Annotated in this window: 1 protein-coding gene (only partly in view); it reads left to right on the forward strand. The window is 76.9% G+C overall.

The genetic code is table 11. The features are described 5' to 3' along the window. Positions 1 to 19839, forward strand: partial view of a type I polyketide synthase gene (locus LCD35_RS09515; RefSeq protein WP_225044047.1) — the 5' portion only. Its footprint extends 7893 nt past the window's final position; 19839 of the gene's 27732 nt are visible here — the first part of the coding sequence; its start codon is at positions 1 to 3; its stop codon lies off the right edge, out of view.

Genomic DNA, 19839 nt, shown 5'->3' on the forward strand with positions numbered 1-19839 from the left:
ATGGACAACGAGCAGAAGCTCCGGGACTACCTGAAGCGCGCGAGCGCGGACCTGAAGCGGTCCCGGGCGCGCGTGCAGGAGCTGGAGGACGCGGCCCGCGAGCCCATCGCCATCGTCGGCATGAGCTGCCGCTACCCCGGCGACGTGACCGGTCCCGAGGACCTGTGGCGGCTGGTCGCCGAGGGCCGCGACGGCATCACCGGGTTCCCCGCCGACCGGGGCTGGGAGCTCGCCGACGCCGACACGGCCACCCGCTCCGGCGGATTCCTGCACGACGCGGCCGAATTCGACGCGGACTTCTTCGGCATCTCCCCGCGCGAGGCGCTGGCGATGGACCCGCAGCAGCGGGTGCTGCTGGAAGCCACCTGGGAGGCGTTCGAGCACGCGGGCGTCGACCCGGCGGCGGTGCGGGGCAGCCGCACCGGCGTGTTCATGGGTGCGATGGCGCAGGACTACCGGGTCGGCGCGGCCGACGACGTGGACGGGTTCCGGCTGACCGGCAACAGCGGCAGCGTGCTCTCCGGCAGGCTCGCCTACACCTTCGGCGCGGTGGGGCCGGCCGTCACGGTGGACACCGCCTGCTCGTCCTCGCTGGTGGCGCTGCACCTGGCGGCGCACTCGCTGCGCGCGGGGGAGTGCTCGCTGGCGCTGGCGGGCGGGGTCACCGTGATGTCCGGACCGGCGACGTTCCTGGAGTTCTCCCGGCAGGGCGGGTTGTCCGCGGACGGCCGCTGCCGCTCGTTCGCCGATGCGGCGGACGGGACCGGCTGGGGCGAGGGCGTCGGCGTGCTGGTCCTGGAGCGGCTCTCCGACGCGCGGCGCCACGGGCACGAAGTGCTCGCGGTGGTGCGCGGCAGCGCGGTGAACCAGGACGGCGCGTCCAACGGGCTGACCGCGCCGAACGGGCCTTCGCAGCAGCGCGTCATCCAGCAGGCGCTGGTGAACGCGCGGCTGTCCCCGTCCGAAGTGGACGTCGTGGAGGCGCACGGCACCGGTACCGCGCTCGGTGACCCGGTCGAGGCGCAGGCGCTGCTGGCGACCTACGGGCAGGACCGGGAGCACCCGCTGCTGCTGGGTTCGATCAAGTCGAACCTCGGGCACACCCAGGCCGCGGCCGGGGTCGCCGGGGTCATCAAGGTGGTGCAGGCGATGCGGCACGGCCTGCTGCCGCGGACCCTGCACGTGGACGAGCCGTCCACGCACGTCGACTGGAACTCCGGGCAGGTGCGGCTGCTCACCGGCGCCGAACCCTGGCCGGTCGCCGACCGGCCGCGCCGCGCGGGCGTGTCCTCGTTCGGCATCAGCGGCACCAACGCGCACACCATCATCGAGCAGGCGCCCGAACCGGAGCCGGTGGCCGAGCCGGTGGAACCCGGGACGATCCCGGTGCTGCTGTCGGCGAAGACGGCGGCGGGACTGCGCGAGCAGGCCACCCGCCTGCTGTCCACCGTGGACACCGACGGGCCGCGGCCGCTGGACGTCGGCTTCACCACCGCCGCCCGCGGCGGACTGGAGCACCGCGCGGTGCTCACCGCGACCGACGAGGAGGAGCTGCGCGCGGGCCTGCGCGCCCTCGCCGCCGACGAGGACGCCCCGGCGCTCGTGCGCGGATCCTCCCGTGCCGCGGGGAAGACGGCGTTCCTGTTCACCGGGCAGGGCGGGCAGCGGCTCGGCGCGGGCCGCGAACTGCACGCGCGGTTCCCGGCGTTCGCCACCGCCTTCGACGAGGTGGTGACCGCCCTCGACCGGCACCTGGACCGGCCGCTGCGGGAGGTGCTGTTCGCCGAACCCGACAGCCCCGAGGCCGCGCTGCTGGACGAGACCGGCTACGCCCAGCCCGCGCTGTTCGCCGTCGAAGTGGCGCTGCACCGGCTCGCCGAGTCGTGGGGGCTGCGGCCCGACCACCTCGCCGGGCACTCCGTCGGCGAGATCGCCGCCGCGCACGTGGCGGGCGTGTTCACGCTCGACGACGCGGCCGCGCTGGTGTGCGCGCGGGGCCGGTTGATGCAGGCGCTGCCCGCCGGTGGCGCGATGATCTCGGTGCGGGCCACCGAGGACGAAGTGCTCCCGCTGCTCACCGGACGGGTGTCGCTGGCCGCGATCAACGGGCCCGAGTCGGTGGTCGTCTCCGGGGACGCCGCCGAAGCCGAGGCGATCGCCGCGCACTTCGCCGAGCTGGGGCGCCGCACCACGCGGTTGCCGGTGAGCCACGCGTTCCACTCGCCGCTGGTGGAGCCGATGCTCGAGGAGTTCCGCGCCGTCGTCGCCGGGCTCTCGCCGCGCGAACCGCTGCTGCCGCTGGTGTCCACCGCCACCGGCGAGTCCGCGACCGCCCGCGACCTCGCCTCCCCCGACCACTGGGTGGAGCACGCGCGCCGCCCGGTGCGGTTCGGCGCCGCCGTCCGCCGCCTCGGCGAACTCGGGGTGCGGACCTTCGCCGAACTCGGCCCGGACGCGGTGCTCAGCGCGCTCGTTCCGGCGAACCTCGACCACGAGGCGCTGGTGGTCCCGCTGCTGCGCGGTGACCGGTCCGAGACCACCGCCGTCGCGCAGGCGCTCGCCGCCCTGCACGCCCACGGTGCCTCCCCGGACTGGCCCGAGTTCTTCGCCGGCACCGGCGCCCGCCGCGTCGCGCTGCCCGGCTACCCGTTCCAGCGCCGCCGGTTCTGGCCGAGGAGCACCGGCGACGGTGACGTGCGCGCGGCCGGACTCGGCGCCGCGCACCACCCGCTGCTGGCGGCGGCGGTGTCGCTGGCGAACTCGGACGGGGTGCTGCTCACCGGCAGGTTGTCGGTGCGCTCGCACCCGTGGCTGGCCGAGCACGCGGTCGGCGGCGAGATCCTGCTGCCCGGCACCGCGTTCGTCGAGCTGGCGCTGCGCGCCGGGGACGAAGCGGGCTGCGACCGGGTGCGGGAGCTGACGCTGGCCGCGCCGCTGGTGCTGCCCGAGCAGGGCGCGGTGCAGGTGCAGGTGTGGCTCGGCGGCCCCGACGACACCGGGAGCCGGGAGCTGAGCCTCTATTCCCGCCCCGACGGCACCGAGGAGCAGCCGTGGACGCGGCACGCCACCGGCGTGCTCGACACCGCGCGCGGCACCCCGGCGGACTTCGGCCCGGAGTGGCCGCCCGCCGGGTCGCGACCCGTGGACCTCGACGGGCTCTACGAGCGGTTCGCCGCGGCCGGATTGGACTACGGTCCCGCCTTCCGCGGCCTGCGCGCGGCCTGGCGGCGCGGCGACGAGGTGTTCGCCGAGGTGGAGCTGCCCGTGGCCGCCGCCGAAGCCGAGGCGTTCGGGGTGCACCCGGCGCTGCTGGACGCCGCGCTGCACGCCGCCGCCGGGGCCGGTGACGCCGCGGAACCGGCGCTGCCGTTCGCCTGGGAGGGCGTCACCCTGCACGCCACCGGCGCGACCGCGGCCCGGGTGCGGCTGGCACCCGCCGGGCCGGACGCGGTCGCGGTGTCGGTGGCCGACCCGGCCGGGGAACCGGTGGCCGAGGTGGAATCGCTGGTGCTGCGCCCGCTCGGAGCCCGCAGGCCCGCCGCCGCCCGGGACGCGCTGTTCCGGCTGGACTGGACGCCGATCGCGGCCACCGCCGATCCGGGCTCGGTGGCGGTGCTCCCGCCCGTCGGCGAGGTGCCCTGGGGCGCGCCGCCGGTCGGCGCGGTCGAGGTGGCGGGCCTGGACGCGGTGCCCGCGGGCACCGAGGTCGTCGTGCTGCCGGTGCGCTCGCCCGCGGCGGCACCCGAGCAGGTGCACGCGTGCACCGCCCGCGTGCTCGAACAGGCCCAGCGGGTGCTCGACGCCGACGTCGCGGCCCGGCTGGTGGTCGTCACCCGCGGCGTCCGCGACGGCGCCGACCTGGCCGCCGCCGCGGTGTGGGGCCTGGTCCGCACCGCGCAGACCGAGCACCCCGGCCGGTTCGGGCTGGTCGACCTCGACACCGCCGCCGCGGCGCAGCTGCCCGCGGCGCTCGCGCTCGCCGACGAACCCCAGCTGTCCATCGTGGACGGACGGCTGCACGCGGCGCGGCTGGCCCGCGCCCCGATCTCCGCCGACGCCGCACCGGAACGCGACCCGGACGGCACCGTGCTCATCACCGGCGGCACCGGCGGGCTCGGCGCCCTGTTCGCCCGCCACCTCGTCGCCGAGCACGGCGTGCGGCACCTGCTGCTGACCAGCCGCCGCGGCCCGGACGCCGACGGCGTGGACCGGCTCGTCGCCGACCTCGCCGAGCACGGCGCCCAGGTGCGCGTCGCCGCCTGCGACGCCGCCGACCGGGACGCCCTCGCCGCGCTGCTCGCCGAGATCCCCGCCGCGCACCCGCTGACCTCGGTGCTGCACGCCGCCGGGGTGCTCGACGACGCGTTGCTCGACGCGCTCACCCCGGAACGGCTCGCGGCCGTGCTGCGGCCGAAGGTCGACGCCGCCTGGAACCTGCACGAGCTGACCCGGGACCACCCGCTCGCCGAGTTCACCACCTTCTCCTCGCTGGCCGGCGTCGTCGGCGCCGCGGGGCAGGCGAACTACTCGGCCGCCAACGCCTACCTGGACGCGCTCGCCGCGCACCGCCGCGCCGCCGGGCTCCCGGCGACCTCGCTGGCCTGGGGCCCGTGGGCGTCCACCGGGGGCATGACCGGGGAGCTGGCCGAGGCCGAGCTGCGCCGGCTCACCGCCACCGGCACCCCGCCGCTGGAACCCGCGCAGGGGATCGCGCTGTTCGACGCGGCCACCGCCAGCGGGGAAGCGGTGCTCGCCCCGGTGCGGCTGGACCTCGCGGTGCTGCGTTCCCGCGGTGAGGTCCCCGCCTTCCTGCGCGGCCTGATCCGCACCCCGGCCCGGCGGGCCGCCACCGGCTCCGCCGAGTCGGCCGGGCTCGCGCGGCGGCTCGGCGCGCTGGGAGCGGCCGACCGCGCCGCGGCGGTGCTGGAGCTGGTGCGCAACCAGGTCGCCGCCGTGCTCGGGCACACCGCGGCGTCCGATGTGGACCCGGACCGCGCGTTCCAGGAACTCGGGTTCGACTCGCTGACCGCCGTGGAGCTGCGCAACCGGCTGGCCACCGCCACCGGGCTGCGCACCTCGGCGACCGCCGTGTTCGACCACCCGACGGCGCGGGCGCTGGCCGCGCACGTGCGCACCGAACTGCTCGGCGAGGACGACGCCGCCACCGGCGAGGCCGACGCGGTCGCGGTGTCCGGCGATCCCATCGCGATCGTCGGCATGGCCTGCCGCTACCCGGGCGGGGTGACCTCGCCGGACGAGCTGTGGCGGCTGGTGTCCGAGGGCACCGACGCGATCAGCGGGCTCCCGGTGGACCGCGGCTGGGACCTGGACGCTCTCTACGACCCGGACCCGGACCACTCCGGTACCTCCTACGCCCGCTCCGGCGGGTTCCTGCACGACGCGGCCGAATTCGACCCGGGTTTCTTCGGGATGAGCCCGCGCGAGGCGATCTCCACCGACCCGCAGCAGCGGCTGCTGCTGGAGACCTCCTGGTCCGCGATCGAACAGGCCGGGATCGACCCGGCCGCGCTGCGCGGCAGCCGGACCGGTGTGTTCGCCGGGGTGATGTACAACGACTACGGCGCGGTGCTCGCCGGCGGCGACTTCGAAGGGCACCAGGGCAGCGGGACCTCGCCGAGCGTCGCCTCCGGGCGGGTGTCCTACGCGCTGGGCCTGGAAGGACCGGCGGTCACGGTGGACACCGCCTGCTCGTCCTCGCTGGTGGCGATGCACTGGGCGATGCAGGCGCTGCGGGCGGGGGAGTGCTCGCTGGCGCTGGCGGGCGGCGTGACGGTGATGTCCACCCCGGCGGCGCTGATCGAGTTCTCCCGGCAGCGCGGACTGTCCCCGGACGGGCGGTGCAAGGCGTTCTCCGCCGACGCGGACGGCGTCGGCTGGGCGGAGGGCGTCGGCATCGTCGTGCTGGAGCGGCTCTCCGACGCGCGGCGCCACGGGCACGAGGTGCTCGCGGTGGTGCGCGGCAGCGCCGTCAACCAGGACGGCGCCTCGAACGGGCTGACCGCACCGAACGGGCCCGCGCAGCAGCGGGTGATCCGGCAGGCCCTCGCCGCGGCCGATCTGTCCACTTCGGACATCGATCTCGTCGAGGCGCACGGCACCGGCACCTCGCTCGGCGACCCGATCGAAGCGCAGGCGCTGCTGGCCACCTACGGGCAGGACCGCGCGGAGCCGCTGCGGCTCGGGTCGATCAAGTCGAACCTCGGGCACACCCAGGCCGCCGCCGGTGTCGCGGGCGTGATCAAGGTGGTGCAGGCCATGCGGCACGGCGTGCTGCCCCGCACCCTGCACGCCGAGACGCCTTCCACCCACGTGGACTGGGCGGACGGCGCGGTGGAACTGCTCACCGCCGACGTCCCCTGGCCGGAGACCGGGCGGCCCCGCCGCGCCGCCGTGTCCGCGTTCGGCATCAGCGGCACCAACGCGCACCTCGTGCTGGAACGGCCCGAGCCCGCGGCCGACCCGGAACCCGGGGCCGCTTCGGGACCCGGGGTCGCTCCGGAACCCGACGGCGCCCCGGAAGTCGCGGGCACCCCGGAACTCGCGGACGGGACCGAGGTGCCGGTGGCCTGGCCGCTGTCCGGCAAGACCCGCGCCGCGCTGCGCTCCCAGGCCGCCCGGCTCGTCACCTTCCTCGACGAGCACCCCGGCCACCGGCCCGCCGACGTCGCGCGCTCGCTGGCCACCACCCGCACCGCGTTCCCGCAGCGCGCCGTCGTGCTCGGCACCGGCCGGGATGCGCTGCTCGACTCGCTGCGCGCCCTCGCCGCCGACCGCCCCGACCCCGGGATCGTGACCGGGGAGGCCGGGGAGCCGGGCGGGCTCACCGCGCTGTTCACCGGCCAGGGCAGCCAGCGCGCCGGGATGGGCGCCGAACTGCACGGGCGGTACCCCGAGTTCGCCACCGCGCTCGACGAGGTGCTCGGGCACTTCGACCCCGCGGTGCGCGAGCTGCTGCTGGCCCGCGCCGCCGACCTGGACGACACCGCCGACCTGGACGACACCGGCTACGCCCAGCCCGCGCTGTTCGCCCTCGAAGTGGCGCTGTACCGGCTCGTCGAGGCCCGCGGCGCGGTGCCCGACCGGCTCGCCGGGCACTCCGTCGGCGAGCTCGCCGCCGCCCACGTCGCCGGGGTGCTGTCGCTGCCCGACGCGTGCGCCCTGGTCGCCGCCCGCGCCCGCCTGATGGCGGCGCTGCCGCCCGGCGGCGCGATGATCTCGTTGCGCGCCACCGAGGACGAGGTGGCGCCGCTGCTCACCGAGCGGATCGCGATCGCCGCCGTGAACGGCCCGGCCTCCGTGGTCATCTCCGGCGACGAGGCCGAAGCGGTGGCGCTCGCCGAGCGGTTCGCCGACCGCGGCACCAAGCGGCTCAGCGTCAGCCACGCGTTCCACTCGCCGCTGGTCGACCCGATGCTCGACGAATTCCGGCAGGTCGCCGAAGGACTCGACTACCGGGCCGCGCGGATCCCGCTGATCTCCGGCGTCACCGGCGAGCTCGCCGGGGACGAGGTGCGCACCCCCGAGCACTGGGTGCGGCACGCCCGCGCCACCGTCCGGTTCGCCGACGCGGTCCGCACCGCCGCCGACGCGGGCACCCGCACCTACCTGGAACTGGGCCCGGACGGGGTGCTGTCCGCGATGGCGCAGGACGTGCTCGGCGACGACGCCGAGTTCGTGCCCGCGCTGCGTGCCGACCGCGGCGAGGACCTGTCGGTGACCACCGCGCTGGCCCGGCTGCACGTCCGCGGCACCCCGGTCGACCTGGCCGCCGCGCACCCCGGCGCGCGCCGCGTCGCCCTGCCCACCTACGCGTTCCAGCGCGAGCGGTACTGGCCGGAGACCACCGCCGCGGTCCCCGCCACGGACCCGGCCGACGAGCGGCTGTGGACGGCGGTGGACCGCGGCGCGGGCGAGGAGCTCGCCGACCTGCTGGGCCTCGCCGACTCGCAGCACGCCGCGCTGTACGCGCTGCTGCCCGCGCTCGCGTCCTGGCGGCAGCGCAGGCACGAGCGGGAACTGCTGGACTCCTGGCGCTACCGGGTGGACTGGCACCCGCTGAGCACGCCCGCCCCGGCGGTGCTCACCGGGACCTGGCTGCTCGTCGGCACCGGGGCTACCGGTACGGGTCCGGTCGCGGCCGCGCTGCGCGCGCACGGCGCGGACGTCGACGAACTGCTGCTGGAGCCCGGTGCCGACCGGGAGACCATCGCCGAACTCCTCGGCGAGCCGTCGCGCACCGGCGTCGTGTCGGTGCTGGCCGCCGACGAACGCCCGCACCCGGTGCACCCGGCGCTGAGCACCGGGCTGGTGCTCAACGCCGCGCTCGCGCAGGCCCTCGGCGACGCCGGGTACGAGGCTCCACTGTGGATGATCACGTCGCGTGCGGTGTCCACCGGCGTCGACGACCCGATCGCGAGCCCGGTTCAGGCCGCCACCTGGGGGCTCGGCCGCGTCGTCGCGCTGGAGCACCCGCAGCGCTGGGGCGGGCTCGTCGACCTGCCCGCCGACCCGGACCGGCAGGCCGGTGCCCGGCTCGCCCGCGTGCTCGGCGGACTCGACGGCGAGGACCAGGTCGCGGTGCGCGCCACCGGCCTCGCCGGGCGCAGGCTGCTGCACCACCCGATCTCCGCCGCGGCCACCGGGTTCACGACGCGCGGCACCGTGCTCATCACCGGCGGCACCGGCGCGCTCGGCGCCCGCATCGCCCGCTCGCTGGCCGAAGCCGGCGCGGAACGGCTGGTCCTCACCGGACGCCGCGGACCCGACGCGCCCGGCGCCGCCGAACTCGCCGACGACCTGCGCGGGCTCGGCGCCGAGGTGCGGATCGCGGCCTGCGACGTGACCGACCGGGACGCCCTCGCCGCGCTGCTCGCCGAGCTTCCCGAGCTCACCGGAGTGGTGCACGCCGCCGGAACCGGGCAGGCCACCCCGCTGCAGGACACCGCGCCCGCCGAGTTCGCGGCCGTCGCCGCCGCGAAGATCGCCGGGGCCGTGCACCTGGACGCCCTGCTCGGCGACCGCGAGCTCGACTTCTTCCTGCTGCTGTCGTCCATCGCCGGCACCTGGGGCAGCGGCGGGCAGAGCGCCTACGCGGCGGCGAACGCCCAGCTCGACGCGCTCGCCGAGGACCGCCGCGCCCGCGGCCTGCCCGCCACCGCGCTCGCCTTCGGGCCGTGGGCCGAGGCGGGCATGGCCACCGACGAGGCCGTCGCCGACCAGCTGCGCCGCAGCGGCCTCGGCGCGCTCGACCCGGACACCGCCGTCGCCGAGGTGCACCGCGCCCTCGCCCACGACGACACCACCGCCACCGTCGCCGACGTGGACTGGGCGCGCTACCACCCGATCTTCACGGCGGCCCGGCCCAGCCCGCTGCTGTCCGAGCTGCCCGAGGTCCGCGCGCTCGGGCGGGCGGGCACCGAGCAAGCCGAGCCGGACGGGGAGCTGGCCGCGCGGCTGCGCGGGCTCGACCCGGACGCCCAGCGGGACCTGCTGCTGGAACTGGTGCGCGCCGAATCCGCCGCCGTGCTCGGCCACTCCGGCGCCGGGGCGGTCCCGCAGCGCCGCGCGTTCCGCGAACTCGGCTTCGACTCGCTCACCGCCGTCGAACTACGCACCCGGCTCGCCGCCGCCACCGGGCTCGCGCTGCCCAGCACCCTCGCCTTCGACCACCCGAACGCGGCGGCGCTCGCCGAGCACCTGCGCGCCGAACTGGTCGGCGCCGGGGCGAGCACCACGACCGCGGCGGCGGCCGGCGACACCGGCGAGCCGATCGCCATCATCGGCATGGCCTGCCGCTTCCCCGGCGGCGCCGACACGCCCGAGCGGTTCTGGGAGCTGCTCACCGACGGGGCCGACGCCATCACCGAGTTCCCCACCGATCGCGGCTGGGACGCCGACCGGCTCTACGACCCCGACCCCGACCGCGCCGGAACCACCTACGCCACGCAGGGCGGATTCCTGCACGACGCGGGCGAATTCGACCCGGCGTTCTTCGGCATCTCCCCGCGCGAAGCCCTCGCGATGGACCCGCAGCAGCGGCTGCTGCTGGAGACCGCGTGGGAATCCTTCGAGCGCGCGGGCATCGACCCCGGGGCGCTGCGCGGCAGCCGCACCGGCACCTACATCGGCTCCAGCTTCCAGGACTACGGCAGCGGCTCCGCCGACGGTTCCGAAGGCCACGCCGTCACCGGCACCAGCCCCAGCGTGCTGTCCGGCCGGCTGTCCTACCTGTTCGGGCTGGAAGGCCCCGCCGTCACCGTGGACACCGCCTGCTCGTCCTCGCTGGTCGCGCTGCACCTGGCCTGCCAGTCGCTGCGCACCGGGGAGAGCGACCTGGCGCTGGCCGGCGGAGCCACCGTGATGGCCGACCCGGCCGCGTTCGTCGCGTTCAGCCGCCAGCGCGCGCTGGCCCGCGACGGGCGCTGCAAGGCGTTCGGCGACGGGGCCGACGGCATGGCGCTGTCCGAAGGCGTCGGCGTGCTGCTGGTCGAACGGCTCTCCGACGCGCGGCGCCGGGGGCACCCGGTGCTGGCCGTGGTGCGCGGCAGCGCCGTCAACCAGGACGGCGCCTCCAACGGGCTCAGCGCACCCAACGGGCCCGCGCAGCAGCGCGTCATCCGGCAGGCCCTCGCCAACGCCGGACTGTCCACATCGGACGTGCAGGCGGTGGAGGCGCACGGCACCGGCACCGCCCTCGGCGACCCCATCGAAGCCCAAGCGCTGCAACGGACCTACGGCCACGACCGCGATCCGGACGCGCCGCTGCTGCTCGGCTCCGCCAAGTCCAACCTCGGGCACGCCCAGTCCGCGGCGGGCGTCGTCGGCGTGATCAAGGTGGTGCTGGCGATGCGGCACGGCCTGCTGCCGCGCACCCTGCACGCCGACCGGCCGTCCACGCACGTCGATTGGACCGCGGGCGGCGTGGAACTGCTGCACGAGAACACCGGCTGGCCGGAGACCGGCGGGCCGCGCCGCGCCGCCGTGTCCTCCTTCGGGATCAGCGGCACCAACGCGCACGCCGTCCTGGAGCACGAACCCGAACCCGAACCCGCGACCGAGCAGGCGCCCGCCGGGCCGGTGCCGTGGGTGCTGTCCGCCCGCACCGAACCGGCGCTGCGCGCCCAGGCCGCCCGGCTCGCCGCGATCGAGCACCCGGCCGCCGATGTCGCGCACTCGCTGCTCGGCACCCGCGCCCGGTTCGAGCACCGCGCCGTCCTCGTCGGCGACGACTCCGCCGCGCTGCGGGCCGCGCTCGCCGAGTTCGCCGCCGGCCGCCCCGCCACCGGGCTCGTGCAGGGCACCGCCACCGCCGCCGGGCGCACCGTGTTCGTGTTCCCCGGGCAGGGCTCGCAGTGGGCCGGGATGGGCGCCCGGCTGCTCGACGAATCGCCCGTGTTCGCCGCGCGGATCGCCGACTGCGCCGCCGCGCTCGCCCCGCACGTGGACTGGTCGCTGCTCGACGTGCTGCGCGCGGCACCCGACGCGCCGTCGCTGGACCGGGTGGACGTGGTGCAGCCCGCGTCGTTCGCCGTGATGGTGTCGCTCGCCGCGCTGTGGCGGCACCACGGGGTGCGGCCGGACGCGGTGCTCGGGCACTCCCAGGGCGAGATCGCCGCCGCCTGCGTCTCCGGGGCGCTCGACCTGGACGACGCGGCGCGGGTGGTCGCGCTGCGCAGCCGCGCCATCGCCGCCGGGCTCGCCGGGGCGGGCGGCATGCTGTCCGTCGCGCTCGGCGCCGACCAGGTGCGGGAGCGGATCGTCGATGGGGTGTCCATCGCCGCGATCAACGGGCCGGGCTCCACCGTCGTCTCCGGCGACCCGGACGCGCTCGACGCGCTGCACGAACGCCTCACCGCCGAGGAGGTGCGGGCCCGCCGGGTGGCCGTCGACTACGCCTCGCACTCCGCGCACGTCGAAGCCCTCGAAGCGGAACTGCTCGACGTGCTCGCCCCGATCCGCCCCGCCGCCGCCGAGGTCCCGTTCTTCTCCACCGTCACCGGGGACTGGCTGGACACCACCGGGATGGACGCGGCGTACTGGTATCGGAACCTGCGCGGCACCGTCGGCTTCGAACCCGCCGTGCGCGCCCTCGCCGAGCAGGGCCACGGCGTGTTCGTCGAGATCAGCCCGCACCCGGTGCTCACCGCCGCCGTGCAGGAGACCGCCGAGCAGGCCGCGACCGACGTGATCACCGGCGGCACGCTGCGCCGCGACCACGGCGGCCTGGACCGGTTCCTGCTCTCCGCAGGCGAGCTGCTGGCCCGCGGCGTCGAGGTCGACTTCACCCCGCTGCTCGGCGGGGCGCGCCGCGTCGAGCTGCCCACCTACGCGTTCCAGCACGAACACCTGTGGGCGCTGTCCGCCGCGCCGCGGACCGCCGCCGGTGAGGTCGGCGTCGCCGAAGCCGGGTTCTGGGCCGACGTCGAGCAGCAGGACCTCGCCGCGCTCACCGACCGGCTCGACGTGGACGCCGACTCGCTCGCCGCGGTGCTGCCCGCGCTGTCCAGCTGGCACCGCGGCCGCGCCGAAGCGTCCACAGCGGACTCCTGGCGGTACCGCGCCACGTGGACCCCGTTGCGCGGCGGCGGGAACGCCGAGCTGACCGGTACCTGGCTGGTGTGCGGCACCGGCGGTGCCGCCGACGCCGAGGTCGCCGCCGTGCTCACCGCGCACGGCGCCACCGCGCAGCGCGTCGAGCTGGACGACGGGCACCTCGACCGGGAACGCCTCGCCGCGCTGCTCGCCGAGACCGAGGCGGCTGGCGTCGTCTCGCTGCTGGCGCTGGACGAGACGCCCTGCCCCGGGCACCCCGAGCTCGCCCGCGGCCTCGCGCTGAGCCTCGTGCTCGTGCAGGCCCTCGGCGACGCCGGGATCGACGCCCCGCTGTGGGCGCTGACCCGCGGCGCCGTCGCCACCGGCCGCGCCGACCAGGTCACCCGCCCCGCGCAGGCGCAGGTGCACGGCCTCGGCTGGACCACCGCGCTGGAGCACCCGCAGCGCTGGGGCGGCGTCGTGGACCTGCCCGCGGAGCTCGACGAGCGCGCCGGGCAGCGGCTCGCCGCGGTGCTCGCCGGGACGACGGGGGAGGACCAGCTCGCGATCCGCGCCTCCGGCGTGCACGCGCGTCGCATCGTGCCCGCGCCCGTCGGCGACCGCGCCCCGGCCCGGAGCTGGCGGCCGCGCGGCACCACCCTGATCACCGGCGGCACCGGCACCCTCGCCCCGCACCTGGCGCGCTGGCTGGCGCGGCAGGGCGCCGAGCACGTGGTGCTCACCAGCCGCCGCGGCGCCGACGCGCCCGGGGCGGCCGAGCTGGTCGCCGAACTCGCCGAGCTCGGCACCGACGCCGAGGTGCTGCCCTGCGACCTCGCCGACCGGGACTCGGTGCGCGGCCTGCTGTGCGGGCTCGCCGCCGACGGCCGCACCGTGCGCACCGTGCTGCACACCGCCGCGTTCATCGGCCTGGAGCCCGTCGACGAGGCCACCCCCGAGTCCTTCGCCGACGTGCTGCGCGCCAAGGTCGTCGGCGCGCGGCTGCTGGACGAACTGCTCGACCCGGACCACCCCGACCAGCCCGCCGAACTCGACGCGTTCGTGCTGTTCTCCTCGACAGCGGGCATGTGGGGCAGCGGGCAGCACGCCGCTTACGTCGCGGGCAACGCCCACCTGGCCGCGCTCGCCGAGCACCGCCGCGCCCGCGGCCTGCCCGCCACCTCCGTGTCCTGGGGGATCTGGGCCGACGACCAGAAGCTCGGCCGCGTCGACCCGGAGGCGATCCGCCGCAGCGGCCTCGTGTTCATGCCGCCGGAGACCGCGCTGACCGGGCTGCGCGCCGCCCTGGACCACGACGACACCGCGCTCGCCGTCGCCGACGTGGACTGGGCGCGCTACCACCCGGTGTTCGCCGCGGCCCGGCCCACCGCGCTGTTCGACGAGATCCCCGCCGTGCGCGAGATCCGGCGGCAGCAGGCCGAGCGGACCGGCGCGGGCGGCGAGTTCGCGGCCCGGCTGCACGCGCTGCCCGCCGCCGAGCAGCGGCGGCTGCTGCTGGACCTGGTGCGCGCCGAGGCCGCCACCGCGCTCGGGCACACCTCCGCCGACGCGCTCGACGAGCAGCGCGCCTTCCGCGACATCGGCTTCGACTCGGTCACCGCCGTCGACCTGCGCAACCGGATCGCCGCCGCCACCGGGCTCGTGCTGCCCGCCACGATGGTCTTCGACCACCCGAACCCGCGGGCGCTGGTGGAGTTCCTGCGCGGCGAGCTCGCCGGTTCCGCGGGCACCGGCGGCCCGGCCGAGGTGCGGCCGGTGGACGACGAACCGATCGCCATCATCGGCATGAGCTGCCGCTACCCGGGCGGTGCGGCCACCCCGGAACAGCTGTGGGACCTGGTGCTGCGCGGCGAGGACGTGATCTCCGAGTTCCCCGCCGACCGCGGCTGGGACGCCGACGGGCTCTACGACCCGGACCCGGACCGGGCGGGCAAGACCTACTCCACGCGGGGCGGGTTCCTGCACGACGTCGCCGACTTCGACGCGGGCTTCTTCGGGATCTCGCCGCGCGAAGCGCTCGCGATGGACCCGCAGCAGCGGCTGCTGCTGGAGACCGCGTGGGAGGCGTTCGAGCGGGCCGGGATCGACCCGGCGGCGCTGCGCGGCAGCAGCACCGGGGCGTTCATCGGCGCCAGCTACCAGGACTACCAGGCGCACACCGCCGACGGCTCCGAAGGCCACCTGATCACCGGTGCGCTGTCCAGCATCCTGTCCGGCCGGTTGTCCTACCTGTTCGGACTGGAGGGCCCCGCGGTCACGCTGGACACCGCCTGCTCGTCCTCGCTGGTGGCGCTGCACCTGGCCTGCCGGTCGCTGCGCAGCGGGGAGAGCTCGCTGGCGCTGGCCGGCGGCGTGTCGGTGATGTCCACGCCGAGCGCGTTCGTCGGGTTCAGCCGCCAGCGGGCGATGGCCGCCGACGGCCGCTGCAAGGCCTACTCGGACGACGCCGACGGGATGAGCCTCGCCGAGGGCATCGGGCTGGTGCTGGTGGAGCGGCTGTCCGACGCGCGTCGCAACGGGCACGAGGTGCTGGCCGTGGTGCGCGGCTCCGCGATCAACCAGGACGGCGCCTCCAACGGCCTGACCGCGCCGAACGGCCCGGCGCAGCAGCGGGTCATCCGCGCCGCGCTGGCCGACGCGGGACTCGCACCGTCCGAAGTGGACGTGGTGGAGGGGCACGGCACCGGTACCGCGCTCGGCGATCCGATCGAGGCGCAGGCGCTGCTGGCGACCTACGGCCAGGAGCGGGAGCATCCGCTGCTGCTGGGCTCGATCAAGTCGAACATCGGGCACGCCCAGATGGCCTCCGGTGTCGCCGGCGTGATCAAGGTGGTGCAGGCGCTGCGGCACGGCCTCGTCCCGCGGACCCTGCACGTCGCCGAACCGTCCTCGCACGTGGACTGGACGTCCGGGGCGATCGAGCTGCCCGTCGACCAGGTCCCGTGGCCCGACAGCGGTCGCCCGCGCCGGGCCGCGGTGTCCTCGTTCGGGCTCAGCGGCACCAACGCGCACACCGTCCTCGAACAGGCTCCGCCCGTCGAGGTCGAGGCCCGCGAGCCGCGCCGCGGCGTGGTGCCGGTGCTGCTGTCCGGCCGGGGGGAGGCGGCACTGCGCGCCCAGGCGGACCAGGCCCTGTCCGTTGTGGACGGTGCGGAACCGCTGGACCTGGCCTACTCGCTGGCCACCGGGCGCGGCCGGTTCGAGCAGCGGGCCGCCGTGCTCGCGGCCGACCGGGACGAGCTGCGGCGCGGCCTCACCGCGCTGCGCGACGGCGCACCGGCCGCGAACCTGCTGCGCGGCGCGGATGCCGGAGCGGGGCGCACCGCGTTCCTGTTCACCGGTCAGGGCAGCCAGCGCCCGGGCACCGGCCGCGAGCTGCACGCGCGGTTCCCGGTGTTCGCCGACGCCTTCGACGAGGTGCTGGCGCACTTCGACGCCGTGCTGGACCGGCCGCTGCGCGACATCGCGTTCGCCGAGCCCGGCAGCCCGGAGGCGGAGCTGCTGGACCGCACCGACTGCACCCAGCCCGCGCTGTTCGCGCTGGAGGTGGCGCTGCACCGGCTCGTCGAGTCCTGCGGGATCGTGCCGGACCACGTCACCGGGCACTCCGTCGGCGAGATCGTGGCCGCGCACGTGGCCGGGGTGCTGTCGCTGCCGGACGCGTGCGCGCTGGTGGCCGCCCGCGGCCGGTTGATGCAGGCGCTGCCCGCCGGTGGCGCGATGATCTCGGTGCGGGCGGCGGAAGAAGAGGTCCTCCCGCTGCTGACCGCGCAGGTGTCGCTGGCCGCGATCAACGGCCCCGAGTCGGTCGTGGTCTCGGGCGCCGCCGCCGAGGCCGAGCGGGTCGCCGCGCACTTCGCCGAGCTGGGGCGCCGCACCACGCGGCTGCCGGTGAGCCACGCGTTCCACTCGCCGCTGATGGAGCCGATGCTCGCGGAGTTCCGCGCCGTCGCCGAGTCCCTCACCCACCACGCCCCGACGATCCCGGTCGTGTCCAACCTGACCGGCGCGCCCGCGCGGATCGACGCCGAGCACTGGGTGGCGCACGTGCGCGAAGCGGTGCGCTTCGCCGACGGCGCCCGGTGGCTCGCCGACGCGGGCGTGCGGACCTTCCTGGAGCTCGGGCCGGACGGGGTGCTCACCGCGCTGGCCCGGGAGGTGGTTCCCGCCGAGGCGGTGCTGCAACCGCTGCTGCGCCGGGACCGCGACGAGGTGGCCGCGGTCAGCACCGCGCTGGCCCGGCTGCACGTCACCGGCACCCCCGTGGAGTGGGGCGGGTGCTTCGCGGGCACCGGCGCGCGCCGGATCGACCTGCCCACCTACCCGTTCCAGCACGAGCGTTACTGGCCCGAACCGGCCGCCGCACCGGTGACCGCCGCCGACCCGGTGGACGCCGAGTTCTGGTCCGCCGTCGACCGCGCCGACACCCGGGCGCTGCGCGCGCAGCTCGACCTGGACGACGACACCGCGGCCGCGGTGGTGCCCGCGCTCGCCGAGTGGCGGCGCAAGCGGCGGGAGACCACGGCCGTCGACGGCTGGCGCTACCGCACCGAATGGCGTCCGGTCCGCGGCGACGGCACCGCACCGGCCGGGCCGTGGCTGGTGCTCACCGCGCAGGACGCCGACGCCGCCGCCACGGCCGGCGTGCTGGCCGCGCTCGGCGCGGACGCGGTGCGCGTCGAGGTGCACCGCGCGGACCGCGCCGAACTGGCGTGGCGGCTGCGCGCCGAAGCCGAGGACGCCGGATTCCCGGAGCGCGGCGCCGGATTCGCCGGAGTCGTCTCGCTGCTGTCCTGGGACGCGCCACCGCACCCGGACGCCCCCGAGGTGCCCGGCGGACTGCCGCTCACCACCGCCGCGGTGCACGCCCTCGCCGACGCCGACATCGACGCTCCGCTGTGGATCGTGACCCGGGGTGCGGTGCGGGTCGGCCGCGCCGACCCGGCCCCCGATCCGGCGCAGGCCGCGCTGTCCGGGCTCGGCCGCGTCCTCGCGCTGGAACAGCCCGCCCGCTGGGGTGGCCTGGTCGACCTGCCCGCCGACGGCGCGGGCGCCGACCGGCTCCGCGCCGCGCTCGGCGGACCCGAGGACCAGCTGGCGCTGCGCTCGGCGGGCACGTTCGCCCGCCGCCTGGTGCCCGCACCCGCCACCGGGGAGGCGGCACCGCCGATCGGTGCCGGGACCGTGCTCATCACCGGCGGCACCGGCGGGCTCGGCGGGCACGTCGCCCGCTCCTTCGCCGCCGCGGGCGCCGGGCACCTGCTGCTGCTCAGCCGCCGCGGCGCCGACGCGCCCGGCGCCGCCGAGCTGCGCGCCGAACTCGCCGGGCACGGCGCCCGGGTCACCATCGCCGCCTGCGACGTGGCCGACCGGGATGCGCTGGCCGCCGTCCTCGCCGAGATCCCCGCCGAGCTGCCGCTGCGCACCGTGGTGCACACCGCCGGGGTCGTCGCCGACGGCGTCCTCGACTCGCTCACCCCCGACCGGTTCGCGCAGGTCTGGGGCGCGAAGGTCCGCGCCGCCCAGCACCTCGACGAGCTCACCGCGGACGTCGAGCCCGACGCGTTCGTGCTGTTCTCCTCCACCGCGGGCACCTTCGGCGCCGCGGGCCAGGGCAACTACGCGGCCGCGAACGCCGCCCTCGACGCGCTCGCCGAAGCCCGCCGCGCCACCGGCCGCCCCGCGACCTCGCTCGCCTGGGGGCCGTGGGCCGAAGCGGGCATGGCCGCCGACGCGGACGGCGTGCGGCAGCGGGTGCGCCGTGGCGGGTTCACCCCGATGGAGCCGCGGCGAGCGGTCGCCGCGCTGCACCGGGCGCTGGAGCAGCAGGACACCGCGCTCGCCGTCGCCGACATGGACTGGGAGCGGTTCACCGCCGCGTTCCCCGCCTCCCGCGCGCTCGTCACCGAGATCCCCGCGGTGCGGCAGCTGGACCGGCCCGAACCGGCGACCGCGCCGGACGCACCGGGATTGCGGGCCACCCTCGCCGCGCTGCCCGAAGCCGACCGCGGGCAGGCCGTGCTGGACCTGCTGCTCGCGCAGGTCGCCGCGGTGCTCGGCCACGCCACCGCCGCCGACGTCCCCGCCGACCGGGCGTTCCAGGACCTCGGTTTCGACTCGCTGACCACCGTCGAGCTGCGCAACGCGCTCAGCGCGGCGACCGGCCTGGCGCTGCCGGCCACGCTCGTCTACGACCACCCGAACCCGGTGGCGCTGCGGGACTTCCTGCTCGCCGAACTGCTCGGCTCGTTGCCCGCGTCCGCGCCGGTACCGGTCGCGCGGGCCGCCGCGGACGATCCGGTCGTCGTGGTCGGCATCGGCTGCCGCTTCCCCGGCGGGGTCCGCGGACCCGAAGACCTGTGGACGCTGCTGGCGGACGGGACCGACGCGATCGGGCCGTTCCCCACCGACCGCGGCTGGGACCTGGCCGCCCTCGCCGCCGGGGACTCCGCCACCCGGGAAGGCGGCTTCCTGGACGGGGTCGCCGACTTCGACGCGCCGTTCTTCGGGATCTCGCCGCGCGAAGCTCTGGCGATGGACCCGCAGCAGCGGCTGCTGCTGGAGACCACCTGGGAATCGCTGGAGCGCGCCGGGATCGCCCCGGACGGGCTGCGCGGCAGCGCCACCGGCGTGTTCATCGGCACCAACGGGCAGGACTACCCGCAGCTGCTGCGCGCCGCCGGGGCCGACGTGCGCGGGCACGTGGCCACCGGCAACACCGCCAGCGTGCTCTCCGGCAGGTTGTCCTACTCGCTCGGGCTGGAAGGACCGGCGGTCACCGTCGACACGGCCTGCTCGTCCTCGCTGGTGGCGCTGCACTGGGCGGTGCGGGCGCTGCGTTCCGGGGAGTGCTCGCTGGCGCTGGCCGGGGGCGTCTCGGTGATGTCCGGGCCGGACTCGTTCGTCGAGTTCAGCGCGCAGAGCGGGCTCGCCCCGGACGGGCGTTGCAAGGCGTTCGGCGCGAACGCCGACGGCACCGCCTGGTCGGAAGGCGTCGGCGTGCTCGTGCTGGAACGGCTCTCCGACGCGCGGCGGCACGGCCACGAGGTGTGGGGCGTGGTGCGCGGCGGCGCGGTCAACCAGGACGGCGCGTCGAACGGGCTCACCGCCCCGAACGGGCCGTCCCAGCAGCGGGTGATCCGGCAGGCCCTCGCCGACGCCGGGCTCACCGCCGCCGACGTGGACGCGGTCGAGGCGCACGGCACCGGCACCGCCCTCGGCGACCCGATCGAAGCCGGGGCGTTGCAGGCCACCTACGGCCGCGAC

It is taken from the genome of Saccharopolyspora sp. 6V, from assembly GCF_020176785.1.
GTDB lineage: Bacteria > Actinomycetota > Actinomycetes > Mycobacteriales > Pseudonocardiaceae > Saccharopolyspora_C > Saccharopolyspora_C gregorii.